The organism is Haemophilus haemolyticus (assembly GCF_001679045.1).
GTDB classification, from domain to species: Bacteria; Pseudomonadota; Gammaproteobacteria; order Enterobacterales; family Pasteurellaceae; genus Haemophilus; species Haemophilus haemolyticus.
In genome coordinates this window covers 252299-269104 of sequence record NZ_LYCK01000001.1, presented here as the reverse complement: position 1 = coordinate 269104, position 16806 = coordinate 252299, and the positions used below count along the sequence as shown (strand labels likewise).

General features: G+C 38.6%; 21 protein-coding genes and 2 tRNA genes. 3 read left to right on the top strand and 20 right to left on the bottom strand.

Going from position 1 to position 16806, the window contains the following annotated elements:
• Positions 1–5 precede the first annotated feature (5 nt).
• From ispG to A8M50_RS01390, 3 genes are read left to right on the top strand one after another with little or no spacing between them, the layout of a single operon-like run.
• A complete protein-coding gene (ispG, locus tag A8M50_RS01400) occupies positions 6–1112 on the top strand; it encodes a flavodoxin-dependent (E)-4-hydroxy-3-methylbut-2-enyl-diphosphate synthase (RefSeq protein ID WP_005630108.1) in 1107 nt (368 codons plus the stop codon).
• A gap of 9 nt (positions 1113–1121) precedes the next feature.
• A complete protein-coding gene (hisS, locus tag A8M50_RS01395) occupies positions 1122–2393 on the top strand; it encodes a histidine--tRNA ligase (RefSeq protein WP_005645214.1) in 1272 nt (423 codons plus the stop codon).
• 17 nt (positions 2394–2410) lie between these two features.
• Positions 2411–3025, top strand: coding sequence for a YfgM family protein (locus A8M50_RS01390; protein WP_005645207.1), 615 nt, complete (start codon positions 2411–2413; stop codon positions 3023–3025).
• Between the two features lie 50 nt (positions 3026–3075).
• On the opposite strand, the gene iscX is transcribed toward A8M50_RS01390, so the two are convergent.
• The 20 genes from iscX to cydB form a co-directional block, all read right to left on the bottom strand.
• Entirely contained in the window at positions 3076–3270 is a 195-nt protein-coding gene (gene iscX, locus A8M50_RS01385; RefSeq protein ID WP_005645247.1) for a Fe-S cluster assembly protein IscX, read from the bottom strand.
• A complete protein-coding gene (gene fdx / locus A8M50_RS01380; protein ID WP_005645184.1) occupies positions 3270–3611 on the bottom strand; it encodes an ISC system 2Fe-2S type ferredoxin in 342 nt (113 codons plus the stop codon). Before fdx ends, iscX begins: the two co-directional genes overlap by 1 nt.
• A 40-nt stretch (positions 3612–3651) precedes the next feature.
• Complete coding sequence (gene hscA / locus A8M50_RS01375) at positions 3652–5511, bottom strand: Fe-S protein assembly chaperone HscA (protein ID WP_005645218.1); 1860 nt, start codon at positions 5509–5511, stop codon at positions 3652–3654.
• An 18-nt stretch (positions 5512–5529) separates the two neighbouring features.
• Positions 5530–6216 (bottom strand): DUF2625 domain-containing protein, encoded by a 687-nt coding sequence (locus tag A8M50_RS01370; RefSeq protein WP_005645233.1) that lies wholly within the window; start codon positions 6214–6216, stop codon positions 5530–5532.
• 30 nt (positions 6217–6246) lie between these two features.
• Positions 6247–6768 carry a Fe-S protein assembly co-chaperone HscB gene (gene hscB / locus A8M50_RS01365; RefSeq protein WP_005645256.1) on the bottom strand — a complete coding sequence of 174 codons (522 nt, stop codon included), beginning with the start codon at positions 6766–6768 and terminating at the stop codon, positions 6247–6249.
• A gap of 12 nt (positions 6769–6780) precedes the next feature.
• Positions 6781–7104, bottom strand: coding sequence for an iron-sulfur cluster assembly protein IscA (gene iscA / locus A8M50_RS01360; RefSeq protein WP_005626961.1), 324 nt, complete (start codon positions 7102–7104; stop codon positions 6781–6783).
• A 53-nt stretch (positions 7105–7157) separates the two neighbouring features.
• Positions 7158–7541 carry a Fe-S cluster assembly scaffold IscU gene (iscU, locus tag A8M50_RS01355; RefSeq protein WP_005626962.1) on the bottom strand — a complete coding sequence of 128 codons (384 nt, stop codon included), beginning with the start codon at positions 7539–7541 and terminating at the stop codon, positions 7158–7160.
• 57 nt (positions 7542–7598) lie between these two features.
• Positions 7599–8813, bottom strand: coding sequence for an IscS subfamily cysteine desulfurase (locus A8M50_RS01350; RefSeq protein WP_005645193.1), 1215 nt, complete (start codon positions 8811–8813; stop codon positions 7599–7601).
• 71 nt (positions 8814–8884) lie between these two features.
• The gene (iscR, locus tag A8M50_RS01345) at positions 8885–9340 is read right to left on the bottom strand and encodes a Fe-S cluster assembly transcriptional regulator IscR (protein WP_005645205.1); all 456 of its coding nucleotides are present in this window, start codon (positions 9338–9340) and stop codon (positions 8885–8887) included.
• A 56-nt stretch (positions 9341–9396) separates the two neighbouring features.
• Complete coding sequence (gene trmJ / locus A8M50_RS01340) at positions 9397–10116, bottom strand: tRNA (cytosine(32)/uridine(32)-2'-O)-methyltransferase TrmJ (RefSeq protein ID WP_005645266.1); 720 nt, start codon at positions 10114–10116, stop codon at positions 9397–9399.
• 116 nt (positions 10117–10232) lie between these two features.
• Positions 10233–10308 (bottom strand) — tRNA-Lys (locus tag A8M50_RS01335).
• Positions 10309–10331: 23 nt separating this feature from the next.
• Positions 10332–10407 (bottom strand) — tRNA-Lys (locus A8M50_RS01330).
• Between the two features lie 153 nt (positions 10408–10560).
• Entirely contained in the window at positions 10561–11022 is a 462-nt protein-coding gene (pal, locus tag A8M50_RS01325) for a peptidoglycan-associated lipoprotein Pal (protein ID WP_005626966.1), read from the bottom strand.
• Between the two features lie 25 nt (positions 11023–11047).
• Entirely contained in the window at positions 11048–12331 is a 1284-nt protein-coding gene (tolB, locus tag A8M50_RS01320) for a Tol-Pal system beta propeller repeat protein TolB (protein WP_005634111.1), read from the bottom strand.
• Positions 12332–12372: 41 nt separating this feature from the next.
• Positions 12373–13560, bottom strand: coding sequence for a cell envelope integrity protein TolA (gene tolA, locus A8M50_RS01315; RefSeq protein ID WP_005645195.1), 1188 nt, complete (start codon positions 13558–13560; stop codon positions 12373–12375).
• Between the two features lie 14 nt (positions 13561–13574).
• Positions 13575–13994, bottom strand: a complete 420-nt coding sequence (gene tolR, locus A8M50_RS01310; protein WP_005634116.1) for a colicin uptake protein TolR — start codon at positions 13992–13994, stop codon at positions 13575–13577.
• 64 nt (positions 13995–14058) lie between these two features.
• Positions 14059–14745, bottom strand: a complete 687-nt coding sequence (gene tolQ, locus A8M50_RS01305) for a protein TolQ (RefSeq protein WP_005626973.1) — start codon at positions 14743–14745, stop codon at positions 14059–14061.
• Between the two features lie 17 nt (positions 14746–14762).
• Positions 14763–15173: a tol-pal system-associated acyl-CoA thioesterase gene (gene ybgC, locus A8M50_RS01300; RefSeq protein ID WP_005645191.1), complete on the bottom strand. Its 411-nt coding sequence runs from the start codon at positions 15171–15173 to the stop codon at positions 14763–14765.
• Positions 15174–15251: 78 nt separating this feature from the next.
• Positions 15252–15545 (bottom strand): cyd operon protein YbgE, encoded by a 294-nt coding sequence (gene ybgE, locus A8M50_RS01295; protein WP_032826521.1) that lies wholly within the window; start codon positions 15543–15545, stop codon positions 15252–15254.
• A gap of 110 nt (positions 15546–15655) precedes the next feature.
• Complete coding sequence (gene cydB, locus A8M50_RS01290) at positions 15656–16792, bottom strand: cytochrome d ubiquinol oxidase subunit II (protein ID WP_005645224.1); 1137 nt, start codon at positions 16790–16792, stop codon at positions 15656–15658.
• Between the last annotated feature and the right edge of the window lie 14 nt (positions 16793–16806).

Here is a 16806-nt window from a genome sequence, read left to right as displayed (position 1 = left end):
AAAAGATGTCAGCTTTTCAACCAAGCATTAAGCGTCGTGAATCGACAAAAATTTATGTAGGAAATGTACCTGTTGGTGGTGATGCGCCAATTGCCGTGCAATCAATGACAAATACTCGCACCACTGATGTGGAAGCGACAGTTGCTCAAATTAAATCATTAGAACGTGTTGGCGCAGATATCGTTCGTGTATCTGTTCCAACAATGGATGCTGCAGAAGCATTTAAACAAATTAAACAGCAAGTAAATGTCCCTCTCGTAGCAGATATTCATTTCGACTATCGAATTGCGCTAAAAGTCGCAGAATATGGAGTGGATTGTTTACGTATCAATCCAGGCAATATTGGTCGTGAAGATCGCATCCGTGCCGTTGTTGATTGTGCTCGTGACAAAAATATTCCCATTCGTATCGGCGTAAACGCAGGCTCTTTAGAAAAAGATCTGCAAGAAAAATACGGCGAACCAACACCAGAGGCATTATTAGAATCAGCATTACGTCATGTAGAAATTCTAGATCGTCTTAACTTCGATCAATTTAAAGTGAGTGTAAAAGCCTCCGATGTATTCTTAGCGGTAGAAGCTTATCGTTTACTTGCCAAATCTATCAAACAGCCATTGCATTTAGGTATTACAGAGGCGGGTGGCGCGCGTGCAGGTGCGGTTAAATCTGCAATAGGTTTAGGTATGTTGCTTGCCGAAGGTATTGGCGACACATTACGTGTATCATTAGCTGCAGATCCCGTAGAGGAAATTAAAGTAGGCTTTGATATTCTTAAATCTTTACGAATTCGCTCTCGTGGCATTAATTTTATTGCGTGCCCGACCTGCTCTCGCCAAGAGTTTGATGTAATCGGTACAGTAAATGCGTTAGAACAACGCCTTGAAGATATTATTACACCGATGGATGTATCAATTATCGGTTGCGTAGTGAATGGTCCTGGCGAAGCGCTCGTATCTGATCTCGGGGTAACTGGTGGTAACAAAAAAAGCGGTTATTATCTTAATGGCGAACGCCAAAAAGAACGCTTCGATAACGAAGATATTGTTAACCAATTAGAAGCAAAAATTCGTGCAAAAGTTGCACAACAAGATCCAAAAAACAGAATTATTTAAGGAAAGCTCGTGGCTAAAACTATTCAAGCAATTCGTGGAATGAACGATTGCTCCCCTACTGAATCTCCATTATGGCAATGGATTGAAGCGCAAGTACGCCAGGTATTAAACAATTACGGTTATTCCGAAGTGCGTATGCCAGTTGTAGAAAGCACGCCATTATTTGCTCGTGCAATCGGTGAAGTAACAGATGTTGTTTCAAAAGAAATGTACACATTTTGGGATAACGATGAACAATTAACCTTACGCCCTGAAGGCACTGCAGGTTGCGTGCGTGCTGCCATTGAACACGGTTGGATCTATAACAATGAACAACGCTTATGGTATATGGGGCCAATGTTCCGTCATGAACGTCCGCAAAAAGGTCGTTACCGTCAATTCCATCAAGCAGGTGTTGAAGTATTCGGTATTGCAAATCCAGAAATCGATGCAGAATTAATCATGCTTACCTACCGTTTATGGAAAGCATTAGGTATCGATCAACATGTGACACTTCAACTTAACTCAATTGGTTCTTTAGAAGCACGCGCAAATTATCGTTCAGCGTTGGTTGGATTCTTAGAAAACCATCAAGATTTAATGAGCGATGAAGAAAAAGATCGATTGGTAAAAAATCCGCTTCGTATTTTGGACACAAAAAATCCAGAATTACAAAAAGTATTAGATAACGCACCAAAATTACTTGATTATCTAGATGACGAAAGCCGTGAACATTTTGAACAATTATGTTCATTATTAGATGCTGTTGGTATTCAATATGAAATTAATCCTAAACTCGTGCGTGGCTTAGATTATTACAACAAAACTGTATTTGAATGGGTAACCTCCGCTCTTGGCGCACAAGGTACCGTGTGTGGCGGCGGTCGTTATGACGGTTTAGTGGAACAACTTGGCGGACACGCAACACCGAGCATCGGATTTGCGATGGGATTAGAACGTTTAGTATTGTTGGTGCAAGAAGTTAATCCAAATATTCCAGTGAAAAGTGCGGTGGATATTTATGTTGTTTATCAAGGTGAAGGCACAACATTAGCCGCTTTTGAATTAGCGGAAAAAGTACGCTCAGAATTACCGCACTTAAATACTATGTTGCACTGCTCTGGCGGTAATTTCAAAAAACAATTTAAACGTGCAGATAAATCTGGCGCAACATTGGCATTAGTTATCGGCGAAAGCGAAGTACAAAATAAACAAGTCGTTGTTAAACACTTGCAAGGTGGCGCAGATCAGCAAACCTTAGATTTAGTGAATGTAATCGACTATATTCAAACTCAATTTTAATTTAAAAGGGGAAAAACATGGCTTATTCCATTGAAGAAGAACAAGAGATTAACCAGTTGAAAGACTGGTGGAAAGAGAATGGCAAAACAATTATTGTCGCTTTTATCTTAGGGGTTGGAGGCATGTTTGGATGGCGTTATTGGCAAGCCCACCAAGCAGAACAAATCGCTCAAGCTTCTGCACAGTATGATGCGTTAATCTATTCCGCACAACAAGATGAACAAGCTAAAAAAGCAAATATAGAACAATTTGTGCAAACTAATAGCAAAACTGCATACGCTGTATTTGCTTTATTAGATGAAGCGAAAAAAGCGACAGAGAAACAAGACTTTGCAGCAGCAGAAGCAAACTTAAATCAAGCATTAACTCAATCTCAAGATGAAGTATTAACATCTATTGTTGCATTGCGTCTAAGTGCAGTGCAATTTCAATTGGGTCAATTAGACAATGCATTAACCACCTTAAATCAAGTGAAAGGTGAAAGCTTTAATGCTCGTAAAGCAATTTTAACCGGCGATATCCAAGTCGCCAAAGGAGATAAAGTTGCGGCTAAAAACAGCTTTGAGCAAGCACAACAAAGTGGTAGCCAATTAGAACAACAAATGGCCAAAATGAAATTAAACAATCTTTAAAAAATAATACCCGCATCAAAGTGCGGGTATTTTTTCAATCAAATTTCTAATTATTCAAATTCATCCAACCATTTCAATAAAATAGCCTCAAGAATTGCTTCGTTTGACTTATTCGGATCGTCATCAAAATCCTCAAGTTCACAAACCCATTTATGTAAATCAGTAAAACGGACAGTTCTTGGATCTAAATCTGGATTACGATCGTAAAGTTCTTCTGCAATTAATTGAGCATCAGTCCATTTCATTAGTGGGCAGCCTCATTGGCATGGTTAATGTTATATTTCGGAATTTCTACCACAAGATCTTCATCTCCCACTACACATTGGCAAGATAAACGACTATCCATTTCTAATCCCCAAGCTTTATCCAGCATATCTTCTTCTTGATCACTCGTTTCATTTAGAGAGTCAAAACCTTCACGGATAATCACATGGCAGGTTGTACAAGCACAGGAGCCATCACAAGCATGATGAATTTCTACTCCTGCATTGTGTGCAACTTCTAATAAATTATCACCTGTAGCCGCATCAACCACCATACCTTCGGGACAAAATTCTTCATTAGGTAAAAAAATCACTTTTGGCATAACACTTTCCTCAAAATTATTTAATAATCTGACCGCACTTTTACGGTTTTTCAATATCTGACAAATTTTTGCCTGTCAAAGCTTTATTAATTGATGCATTCATTCGACGTGCTGCAAATTCTTGAGTAGCGATATCCAAGGCTTTAATGCCTTGTGCAATTGCATCACGATCTGAACCTTGTTTTACATCCATTAATTGTTTTAACACACTTTCAATATGATGAAACTCTTCTGTGCTAAGCAATTCAGCTCCATCTGCTTGTAACGCAACAATTACGCTTTCAATCACTCGATCTGCTTCTACTCGTTGCTCTGCTAATTCACGAGCTTGTAAATCCTCTTGCGCATTATCAAAAGAAGATTTTATCATTGCTGTCACTTCTTCATCGGTTAAACCATAAGAAGGTTTAATTTGGATTGATGCCTGCACTTTCGTCGATTTTTCCATTGCAGTCACACTTAATAAACCATCCGCATCGACTTGATAAGTCACTCGAATATGAGCGGCACCCGCAGCCATTGCCGGAATACCTCGTAGAGTAAAACGCCCTAAAGAACGACAATCATCTACCAGCTCACGTTCACCTTGTACAACATGAACAGTCATTGCTGTTTGGCCATCTTTGAAAGTAGTAAACTCTTGTGCACGAGCAACAGGAATTGTTGTGTTACGTGGAATAATTTTTTCCACTAATCCACCCATCGTCTCAATGCCTAAAGAAAGCGGCACGACATCGAGCAACAACATATCAGAATCAGTTTTGTTACCGACCAAAATATCCGCTTGAATTGCGGCACCTAGTGCCACAACTTTATCTGGATCAATGGAAGTGAGTGGTGTTTTACCAAAAAACTCGCCAACTTGTTCTCGTACGTATGGCACTCTAGTTGAACCACCAACCATCACCACAGCTTGCACTTCTTCAGATTCAACGTTGGCATCTTTCAAAGCTCGGCGACAAGTTAACAGTGAACGTTTTACAAGTGAATGAATCAACGCATTAAATTGTTCTCGTGAAATTTCTACTGAACAATTCTGCCAAGAAATCACCGCACTTTTTTCATTACTTAAAGCTATTTTGGCTTGGTTCGCAAGGATTATCAGTTCGCGCTGTTGATTTGGGGTTTGTGGTTTTAGTTGGGTTTGTTCAACGACCCAATCTGCAATTAAATGATCAAAATCATCTCCACCTAGCGCAGTATCGCCACCCGTTGCTAGGACTTCAAAGACACCTTTTGATAAACGTAAAATTGAAATATCAAATGTACCTCCACCTAAATCATAAACAGCAATAATCCCTTCCTGCCCGCTATCTAATCCATAAGCGACTGCGGCTGCAGTGGGTTCATTCAATAAGCGTAATACATTTAGCCCAGCTAAACGCGCAGCATCCTTAGTGCTTTGACGTTGAGCATCATCGAAATAAGCTGGAACCGTAATCACAACCCCAGAAAGCTCGCCACCAAGGCGTTGTTCTGCAATATGATTTAAACGCGATAAAATATCTGAGGATACTTCAATTGGACTTTTTGGTCCCTGTGCCGTAACAATTAAAGGTAATCCATTTTCACTCGCCACAAATTCATAAGGCAAACTAGAATAACGAGACTGAACATCTGCAAGACTGCGACCAATTAGGCGTTTTACAGAAATTACCGTATTTTTTGGATCAAGTGAGGCTTGTTCAAAAGCTTCTAAACCAACTTTCTTCTCTTCAACGCCATAATGAACAACTGACGGCACAAGGCTACGTTCTTGTTCATCATTAAGAATCACGGATTGCCCACTGCGCACGGATGCAACCAAAGAATTGGTTGTTCCCAAATCAATCCCAACGGCTAAACGATGTTGATGCGGTGCAGCAGCTTGTCCTGGTTCTGAAATTTGTAATAATGCCATATACTATTTTTCTACTGGTTATGCGACGGAATACGCCAAATCAAATTTATTTTTTTCTGCAAAACTTGCTTGGTAATGTGTTTCAATATTGACTTCATGTTTTTGACATTCATCAATCGCTATTTTTCTATCTTCGCTTAAGTCGGGCGTGAATACAAAAATTTGATTACCATCCAATTGTTTCACATCATCTTGCCAATTTTGCCAAAATAGACCTTGATAAAAAGCCTCTAAATCACCATTCAATGCCCAAGCTAAAAATTCTGTATAAGTAAAATTTAAATTATGCCAAGTGAGATCTTTTGGTGAAAAATAATAAATTTTGCCAAAGTTATCGCCTAACGAACCACCATTTAATGCAAAGTAACCGCCGATCACATCATCTGCAACCAATAAATACTTTGGTTTTTCACCAGACTCATTAAAAGACTTACTAAAATTCCAATCCATCAATCCACGCGGTAATTTAAAACTTCCTGAACCTAAAATACGCAACCAACCATGATGAATTAAAATTCCACCTGTTTCATAAATCACTGCACCCATTGGTGATGACGTAGGCATTTGCATGGTAAAAAGTTCACGTTCTGCACTTGATTGATCTTTTTTAATGACATAACAATGATTACGTGCACTTTCAATCCATTGAGAAAGTATAGGCCAAGCAGAAGTTTCTGGAGATATTAATTGTTCGAGAGTTTGCATAATATCAAGGGATATTGAGATATAGATCTATTACAGTTCAAAAAGGCGTTCTTCTACACGTTCAATTTCTTCAGAAAGCTTACGAGTAAAACGTAATTTATCACACAGTTGAGATGCTTTCGTCCATTGTTGGGATGTCAGACTCTCGGAAAGTACGGTCAATAATGACTGAGTTTCTTGTTTAATTTCTTTCGCAAAAGCGTTTAATGCTTTTTCATCTTTCTGATCTTCAAGTTCTTCTAGTTGTTCTCGCCACTGTAACTGTTGTATTAAAAACGCTACATCTTGTGTGCTTTTTTGCTCAAGATCTATCCGCTCACCAGTATTAATAGCAATGATAGCTTCCGCTCGCAAAATTGGGTCTTTTAGCGTTTTTAAGGCATCATTCACTTCGGTGGATTTTTGCATCGCAACGCGTTGTTCTAACGCACTACTTGATACAAAATTATCTGGATGTAGCGTCTTTTGTAATTCTAAATAACGTGTATTTAGCGCCTTCTCATCTAACTGAAAATCAATGGGTAAATCAAAAATTTGAAAAGGATTTAACATCAGATTATTACCTTAAACATGGAAACTTTCACCACAGCCACAAGATTCTTTTACATTTGGATTATTGTATTTGAAGCCTTCATTTAAGCCTTCTTTCACATAATCCAACTCAATACCATTGAGATAAACTAAGCTTTTTGGATCAACAATAATATTCACACCGTGCTGTTCAAAAACTTGATCTTCTTCATTTAAGACATCAACAAATTCAAGCACATAAGCTAATCCAGAACAGCCTGATGTTTTCACTCCTAAACGCAAGCCAATACCTTTGCCACGATTATCCAAAAAAGCTTTCACTCGTTGAGCGGCTTTTTCTGTTAATGTAATACTCATATATCCCCCAAAACCACTAAAAGTGCGGTCAAAACCGACCGCACTTTTTCATATTATTCGCCTTTTTTGGATTTGTAATCAGCAATTGCCGCTTTAATTGCATCTTCCGCTAAAATGGAACAGTGTACTTTCACTGGTGGCAATTCTAACTCTTCTGCAATTTGGCTATTTTTGATTGCGCCTGCTTCTTCTAAAGATTTACCTTTAACCCACTCTGTAATTAATGAGCTAGATGCAATAGCAGAACCACAACCATAAGTCTTGAATTTTGCATCTTCAATAATGCCGTTATCATTTACTTTAATTTGTAGCTGCATTACATCACCACAAGCCGGTGCACCTACCATGCCAGTACCAACATTGCTATCTTTTTTATCCATAGAACCCACATTGCGCGGATTTTCATAATGATCGATTACTTTTTCGCTATAAGCCATTTTAACTTTCCTTTTTTAAATCCTTGAGAAACGCCATTTCATAATAGCAGTTAAATCCTAGTGAGCAGACCACTCAATTGTACTAAGGTCGATACCTTCTTTAAACATATCCCATAATGGCGATAATGCACGAAGTTTTTCCACCGCACCTTTTACTAAATTAATAGTGTAATCAATTTCTTCTTCAGTGGTGTAACGGCCAAGTGTAAAACGAATTGAACTGTGTGCCAATTCATCATTTAAACCAAGTGCGCGCAATACATAAGATGGCTCTAGGCTAGCTGATGTACAAGCAGAACCAGAAGATACAGCGATATCACGCAACGCCATCATTAAAGATTCACCTTCAACATAGTTAAAGCTAATATTTAAATTACTATCTAAACGGTGCTCCATTGAGCCATTTACGTAGGTTTCTTCAATATCTTTTAAACCATTATATAAACGATCACGAAGAGCTTTTAAACGTGGCATTTCTGACGCCATTTCTTCTTTTGCAATTCGATAAGCCTCGCCCATTCCCACGATTTGGTGGACAGGTAATGTACCTGAACGCATTCCACGTTCATGACCACCGCCATGAATAATCGCTTCTAAACGAATACGTGGTTTACGACGAACGTATAACGCACCAATACCTTTAGGCCCATAAAGTTTATGGCTAGACATAGATAATAAATCAACTGGCAGCTCTTCCAAGTTAATCGCAACTTTGCCCACACTTTGAGTTGCATCTACGTGGAAAATCGTTTTATTTTCACGACAAAGCTCACCAATAGCTTTAATATCTTGCAACACACCAATTTCATTATTGGCATGCATAATTGAAACTAAAATAGTATCAGGACGAAGTGCTGCTTTAAATTTTTCTAAATCAATTAAACCATCAGACTCGGGTGATAAATAGGTCACTTCAAAACCTTCGCGCTCTAATTGACGACAAGTATCTAAGACAGCTTTATGCTCAGTTTTGCAAGTGATGATATGTTTACCTTTAGTTTGGTAAAAATGCGCAGCGCCTTTAATTGCAAGGTTATCTGATTCTGTCGCACCAGAAGTAAACACAATTTCACGAGAATCGGCACCAATAAGATCCGCAATTTGATTGCGAGCTACGTCAACCGCTTCTTCTGCTTGCCAACCAAATTTATGCGAGCGAGAAGCTGGGTTACCGAATGTACCGTCAATGGTTAAAAATTCCATCATTTTTTTCGCAACACGCTCGTCCACAGGACAAGTTGCTGCATAGTCTAAATAAATAGGTAATTTCATTTTTCACTCCTAAATCATTCTAAATTTGACCGCACTTTTAATGCATTTTGCACTGTACGGACTACTTTCCTTTATTGATTAACAATTAATAAATTCTCAAAATCGCTATGACTTTGGCGTTTTGACTCACGTTTACTCACCAATTCAGCCAAAGTAATTTCATTGAGAAAACTTTCAATACGATTACTCAGATCTTCCCACAATGTATGAGTTAAACATTCTACGCCATTTTGACAATTTCCACGACCAAGACATTTTGTCACATGAATATTTTCATTTACCGCTGAAATAATCATTCCTACTGAAATTTGATCACTTGGTAAACCTAGCTGATAACCTCCACCAGGTCCACGAACACTTTTTACTAATCCATCACGACGTAATTTAGCAAAAAGTTGTTCTAAATAAGATAACGAAATATGTTGACGTTCAGAAATATCTGCAAGGCTCACAGGACCTTTTTCTGCATTTAAAGCGATATCTAAAACCGCAGTGACTGCATAACGACCTTTCGATGTAAGTTTCATAAAGTGTTCCTAAAAAGTGATATTGCAATATTTACATATCCTACTAAATCAGTCAATTAATCTAAATCAAGATCAATCCGTTTTTCGACCGCACTTAGCATGCCATTTAAAATATTTAATTCATTTTTTTCAAGTTGAGCGCGATAATATAAACGCTTTAATTTTTGCATAACACCTTGATTTTGAATGAACCCGAGTGACTGATATACACGCTCAGTATGCTCAAAAAAATAAGCGAGTTGTTCTGCAGTTGGATAGTTTTGTTCTATTAAAGAAAGTGAATTTTCCTTCTTATCTTGAGCTAAAAATGCCATGCGTAATTCATAGCTTACCAACTGTACCGCCATTGCCAAATTTAAAGAAGAATAATCAGGATTAGCCGGAATATTCAAATGATAATGACATTTCAACAACTCTTCATTCGTTAATCCAATACGTTCACGACCAAATACAATAGCTATCTTGCCTTCATGCGCTACAACTTTCTCCGAGCATTCTCGAGGCTCGATCAAGGTACTTTGTAAATGACGTAAACGAGCACTTGTTCCAATTACCAAAGAGCAATCATCGACGGCTTCATCAAAACTATCGACAACTCTAGCATTTTTTACAATATCTTCTGCGCCAGCTGAAAGAGCATAAGATTGTTCATCAACGGATTTTGGTGAAACAAGACAAAGCTTGGTCAATCCCATTGTTTTCATTGCTCTAGCAGCAGAACCAATATTACCGCTATGCGAAGTCTCAATTAAAACAATACGAATATTTTCCAACATAATGATGCCCGACTAAAATTTAAGGATATTCTACCACAATAACCGCTAAAAATAGTCAAGAATTTAAGCAAATTAAAGAAATTTAAAATATTAGAGATGAATAATAAAAATAAGAATGGTGGGTTGTGAGAGGCTCGAACTCTCGACCGACGGATTAAGAGTCCGCTGCTCTACCAACTGAGCTAACAACCCAACTGGACAACTAAATCAGAGAGTGGTGGGTCGTGAAGGATTCGAACCTTCGACCAACGGATTAAAAGTCCGCTGCTCTACCGACTGAGCTAACGACCCACTGTGTTGATGAATTAATGATAGCGCATTTATTTTAGAATCAAAAGAATAAATTCATTCTTTCAAACTAATTGGTTAAATTACAAACGATGAAAACAAAACAGGATCCAATAAAAATGGATCCTGTTTTTCAAGCATTAGAAATACTAAGAATTAGTATGCTAACACTGCACGACGGTTTTTAGAATATGCAGCTTCATCGTGACCTAATACTGCAGGTTTTTCTTCACCGTAAGATACTGTGCCTAATTTACCAGCATCAACACCTTTACCAGCTAAATAACCTTTAACTGCATCTGCACGACGTTGACCTAACGCGATGTTGTATTCTGGTGTACCGCGTTCATCAGTGTTACCTTCTACTAATACTTTAGCAGCTGGAGTTGCATTTAAATATGCTGCGTGTGCATCTAAGATTTGAACGTATTCACCTTCGATGTTGTATTTGTCAAAACCGAAATATACGGTATTGTAACGTTGTTGAAGATCAGAAACAGAGTAACCGCCAAAAGTTTGGCCTGCGCCATTGCCTGCAGCATCGTTGTTAGATGAACTACAAGCAGCTAATGCAGCTACAGAACCTGCAACTAATAATGATTTAACAAATTTGTTCATTAGATTTCTCCTCAATGAGTTTTCTTTATTTAGTTAAGTATGGCGACCAAGCAGGAAATTTCACTTGGCCATTACTTCCTGGAAGGCTCGCTTTGAAGCGACCATCTGCAGAAACTAATTGTAGCACCTTTCCTAAGCCTTGTGTAGAGCTATAAATAATCATAATTCCATTTGGTGAAAGACTTGGACTTTCGCCTAAGAAAGATGTACTAAGTACTTCTGATGCACCAGATGTGAGATCTTGTTTAACAACATTATTGTTTCCATTAATCATCACAAGGGTTTTGCCATCAGCGCTAATTTGTGCACTACCGCGACCACCAACCGGTGTTGCACCACCACCGTTTGCACTCATACGATAAACTTGTGGTGAACCACTTCTATCGGATGTAAATAAAATTGAGCTACCGTCCGGAGACCAAGATGGTTCTGTATTATTACCTGCACCACGAGTTAATTGAGTCGGAGCACCGCCGTGAGAACTCATCACGTAAATATTTAATGAGCCATCCTGTGAAGAGGCGAAGGCTAAACGTGAACCATCTGGAGAGAATGCAGGAGCACCATTATGTCCAGGGAAAGAAGCCACCACTTTGCGAGCACCAGAATTTAAATCTTGTACAACAAGTTGTGATTTTTTATTTTCAAAAGATACATACGCTAAACGTTGACCATCTGGAGACCAAGCTGGTGACATAATTGGTTGAGAGCTACGATTTACGATAAATTGATTATAGCCATCGTAGTCTGCAACACGCACTTCATAGGGTTGTGAACCGCCATTTTTTTGCACAACATAAGCGATACGAGTTCTAAAGGCACCACGGATCGCAGTTAATTTTTCAAAAACTTCATCACTAACAGTATGAGCACCATAGCGTAACCATTTATTTGTCACTGTATAACTATTTTGCATTAATACAGCTCCTGGCGTACCTGATGCACCAACGGTGTCAATTAATTGATAAGTAATACTATAACCATTACCAGACGGAACAACTTGTCCGACCACAATTGCGTCAATGCCAATATTAGACCAAGCTTCAGGATTTACTTCAGCTGCTGAAGTTGGACGTTGAGGCATCTGAGACACTGCAATAGGATTAAATTTACCACTGTTACGTAAATCATCAGCAACAATTTTGCTAATATCTTCCGGTGCAGATCCAGCAAACGGCACAACAGCTATAGGACGTGCACCATCAACCCCTTCATCAATTACAATGCGAACTTCATCATCAGCGAATGCATTGTTTGCAACAGCAAGTACAATCGCTAATACGCTCACTAAACGTTTTAATAATTTCATTTTGTTACCTTTAAAATTTAACAATAAATTTTTCTAAAGAATTATCGAATATCAAAGTCAATAATTGGCGATTTATATTTCTCATAGATAGCATCCGATGGAGCTGCTGGAACTTTTTTCGTTCTAGCCACCGCACTTAATGCTGCTGTACAAATATCATCAGGACCTGAAATTTTTTGATATCCCAAGATTGTTCCATCTCGACTCAATTGAATTTTAATACGACAAACTTTTCCAGCAAAACTTGGATCTTTTAAGAAACGACGTTGAATCTCTTTCTTAATTACTCCAGCGTATTGATCTCCTACTTTGCCACCATCGCCAGAACCAAGCGCAGCACCGCTACCTTGTGTTCCACCTTTATTCGCATTTCCGCCTTTAGATGCACTACCGCCACCAATATCTCCGCCATTTAAGAAATCATCTAAACTGGCTTGGTCAGCTTTTCGTTTTGCTGCATCCGCTTTAGCTTTCGCCTCTGCATCTGCTTTTGCTTTAGCATCAGCTGCGGCTTTAGCTTTTGAATCGGCTTCAGCTTTTGCCTTAGCATCAGCAGCGGCTTTAGCTTTTACATCGGCTTCAGCTTTTGCCTTAGCGTCAGCAGCTGCTTTAGCTTTTGCATCAGCTTCAGCTTTCGCTTTAGCCTCTGCTTTTGCCTTGGCTTCAGCTTCTTGTTTTGCTTTTTGTGCTGCAAGTTCTGCCGCTTTAGCTTTGGCCTCTTCTTCAGCTTGTTTTGCTGCTGCAGCTAAACGTTTAGCCTCTGCATCTGCTTTTAATTTTGCAGCTTCAGCCGCTTGTTTAGCCTTAGCCTCTTCAGCTTGCTTCTGTTTTTCCAACGATTCTTGACGAGCTTGCTCTTGTTGTTTTTTTATTTCTTGCTGACGTTGCTGTTCTTGCTGACGCTTTAACTCTTCTTGTCGTTGAACTTCCTGTTGACGCTTAATCTCTTCTTGATTAGGTTGTGGCGGTTTTTCTTCAACAACGGGTTCTGGACGTTTCTGCTTATCCGCTTGCCCTTTTTTCTGTTGTTGAATTCTACCCCATTCTTGCGCTGCAGAGCCAGTATCAACCATTACTGCCCCCATTGCATCGCCATCACCTTCACCACCACCCATAATTTCAACTGTATGGTAGAAAGAGCTGACAATCAACAATCCAAACAAAACAAGGTGCATCACTATAGAAATAACAAATGCATTTGCGCCTTTTTTTTGTCGATTATTTTGCACGGTTACCTACTTAGTTAAATTGGGTTTGTCATTAAACCAACAGATTTAATTCCAGCAAGGTGGAGCAGATTAAGTGCTTTAATCACTTCTTCATAGGGAACTTCCTTAGCTCCACCCACTAAAAATAGTGTGTTATTATCTTTATCAAACTCTTGTCGAGATAACTGTGTCACCATTTCTTCCGTTAACCCTTCTTGACGTTCTCCGCCAATAGAAATCGCATATTGTCCAATCCCTGAAACTTCAAGAATTACCGGCACTTTATCTTCATTAGATACATTTTGACTTTGCACTGAATCCGGCAATTCCACTTGTACGCTTTGGCTAATAATTGGTGCTGTTGCCATAAAGATCAACACAAGCACTAACAATACATCCAAAAACGGGACAATATTAATTTCAGATTTAATATCTTTACGCTGACGACGAGCCATAATTCAAATCTCTCTTATTTTTCACCGCACTTAACGAAAGAGTGCCGTGTATTTTTTCTATATTTTAGTGTGGTGCTTTGCCGAAAGCTTGGCGATGTAAAATCGTCGTAAATTCATCAATAAAGTTACCGTAATTCTGTTCGATAGCATTCACGCGTAAACTTAAACGGTTATAAGCCATTACAGCTGGAATCGCAGCAAACAAACCGATTGCAGTAGCAATCAATGCCTCAGCGATACCAGGAGCAACCATTTGTAAAGTTGCTTGTTTAGCACCACTTAATGCCATAAAAGCGTGCATGATCCCCCAAACTGTTCCAAATAAACCAATATAAGGGCTAACAGAAGCTACTGTAGCCAAAAATGGTACGCGGCTTTCAAGGCTTTCAACTTCACGATTCATTGTAAGATTCATTGCTCGCGTGGTTCCTTTAATAATCGCCTCAGGTGCATCAGGATTCACTTGTTTCAAACGAGAAAACTCTTTGAAACCAACAAAGAAAATTTGCTCACTACCCGTTAAAATATCACGACGATTTGATAATCCTTCATATAGCTTATTCAAATCTTCACCAGACCAGAAACGGTCTTCAAAAGTATTCGCTTCTTTTAAAGCAGCCGTTAAAACTCGGCTACGTTGAATAATAATCGCCCAAGAAATAATTGAGAATGAAATCAAAATCACAATTACAAGTTGAACAACAATACTTGCTTTTAGAAAAAGATCTAAAAAATTCAATTCTGCAGTCATTGCATACTCCGAAAAGTTTATTTTAAGTTGTAAAACGCAGCTTTTACTTCTTTAGGAAGCGCCACAGGTTTCATATTGCCAAGATGAACACTGGCTACCTTGACTATAGCCTTTGATAACATCACAGTATCACGCATAAGTCGTTGCTCAAAAAGGATTGTTGCGCCTTTTATCTCTATGACATCTGTTTCTACCGTGAGTAAATCATCCAATTTTGCCGCAACGCAATAATCAATAGCGAGCGATTTGACAACAAACGCGAGTTGTTGTTCTTGTAATAAAGTTTGCTGCGTAAAATTTAACGCTCGCAAATATTCTGTTCTAGCCCGCTCAAAAAAATGCAAATAACGAGCATGATACACAACGCCACCAGCATCAGTATCTTCATAATATACTCGAACGGGAAGATAGAAGGTTTTTTCTGACATTATTAAGCTTTGCCCACCGCAATAGGTCGGATATTTTAGAACCTGTTTTTTAGATAAGCAATATGCCGAAGAAAAAAATCATCCTCGTAAATAAAAATGCTCTACAGCACTAATCAATATAATGATATAAGCGATATAAGGTAAGAAAATTAGTTTCCAAATTACGCTTTTAATTTCAAATCCGATTCCATGAATCCAAACCGTAATCAATCCCCAAAAGATCATCAAAATCCACCCTGGGGAATCATTTCGTAACAACGTTGAAAAATTATCAATATTAAAGAAAAATACGGCTGTTAGTCCTAGCGCTAAAATAAATGAAAGGGTTCGAAACGAACCCTTATTAATTAATTGATAGAGTGAATGAATCATATTACTCGTCAAATTTTCCTGCTTTTTCTTTGCCAATGGTTAATTTTGCACTGGCAAATATAGCTAATAACACACCCACTACCCAAATTACATATAACATATTAATCTCCTTAGTATAATGAGTGTTTATTTTCATCAATGAAATTCGCATCTAAGCGACCAAACATCTTCGAATAAGACCAAATGGTATAAACCAAAGAAATAGCCACAAAGATAAGTGCAAAAATCAACATTAACGTTAATGTTAATTCACTTGAAGTTGCATCCCACATTAACAAACTCTGTTCAGGGTGTGAGCTTGAAGGCATCACAAATGGGAACATAGATACTGCAGCAGTAATAATTACGCCAGCCATTGTTAATGCAGAGAAAAAGAATGCGAAACCACAACGATTAGCTTTAGAAAATGCCGCATTTAATAATGCAGCTACTACTGCTAATGCAGGGAAAATCCAAAGAATTGGCATTTCATTGAAATTTCTAAACCATGCACCAGTTTCGACAGCAACTTCTTTATTCATTGGAGAAGATGGAGCGTAATGATCCACAACACTCGTTACTACATAACCCTCTTTAAAGTATAACCATGCTCCAGCTAATACAAATGCAATTAAAGTCACAATCGCACCGATTTGGCTGACTGAGCGAGCGCGATCACGCAATTCTTCGGTTGTTTTCATTTGTAACCAGTTCGCACCATGAGTTACAAGCATTGATAAGCTAATAACACCACACAATAATGCAAATGGATTTAATAATTCAAAGAATGAACCGGTATAAGTTACTTGAGTCAATTCGTTGAAATGGAATGGAACGCCTTGTAATAAATTACCAAAAGCTACACCAAATACTAATGATGGTACGAAACCACCTGCGAATAGTCCCCAATCCCAAACAGAACGCCAAGTCGGGTTATCAATTTTTGCACGATATTCAAAACCCAATGGACGTAAGAATAACGCTGCTAATACCAACACTAAAGCGATGTAGAAACCTGAGAATGAAACTGCATATACAATTGGCCATGCCGCAAATACTGCGCCGCCTGCAGTTAACAACCAAACTTGGTTACCATCCCAATGTGGGGCAATAGAGTTGATCATAATACGGCGTTCCACTTCTTTTTTACCTGTTACAGGTAAAAGTGCGGTCACGCCCATATCAAATCCATCAGTTACAGAGAAACCGATCAATAATACAACGACTAACACCCACCAAATAAAACGTAGAAATTCATAATCAATCATAATTCATCTCCTGC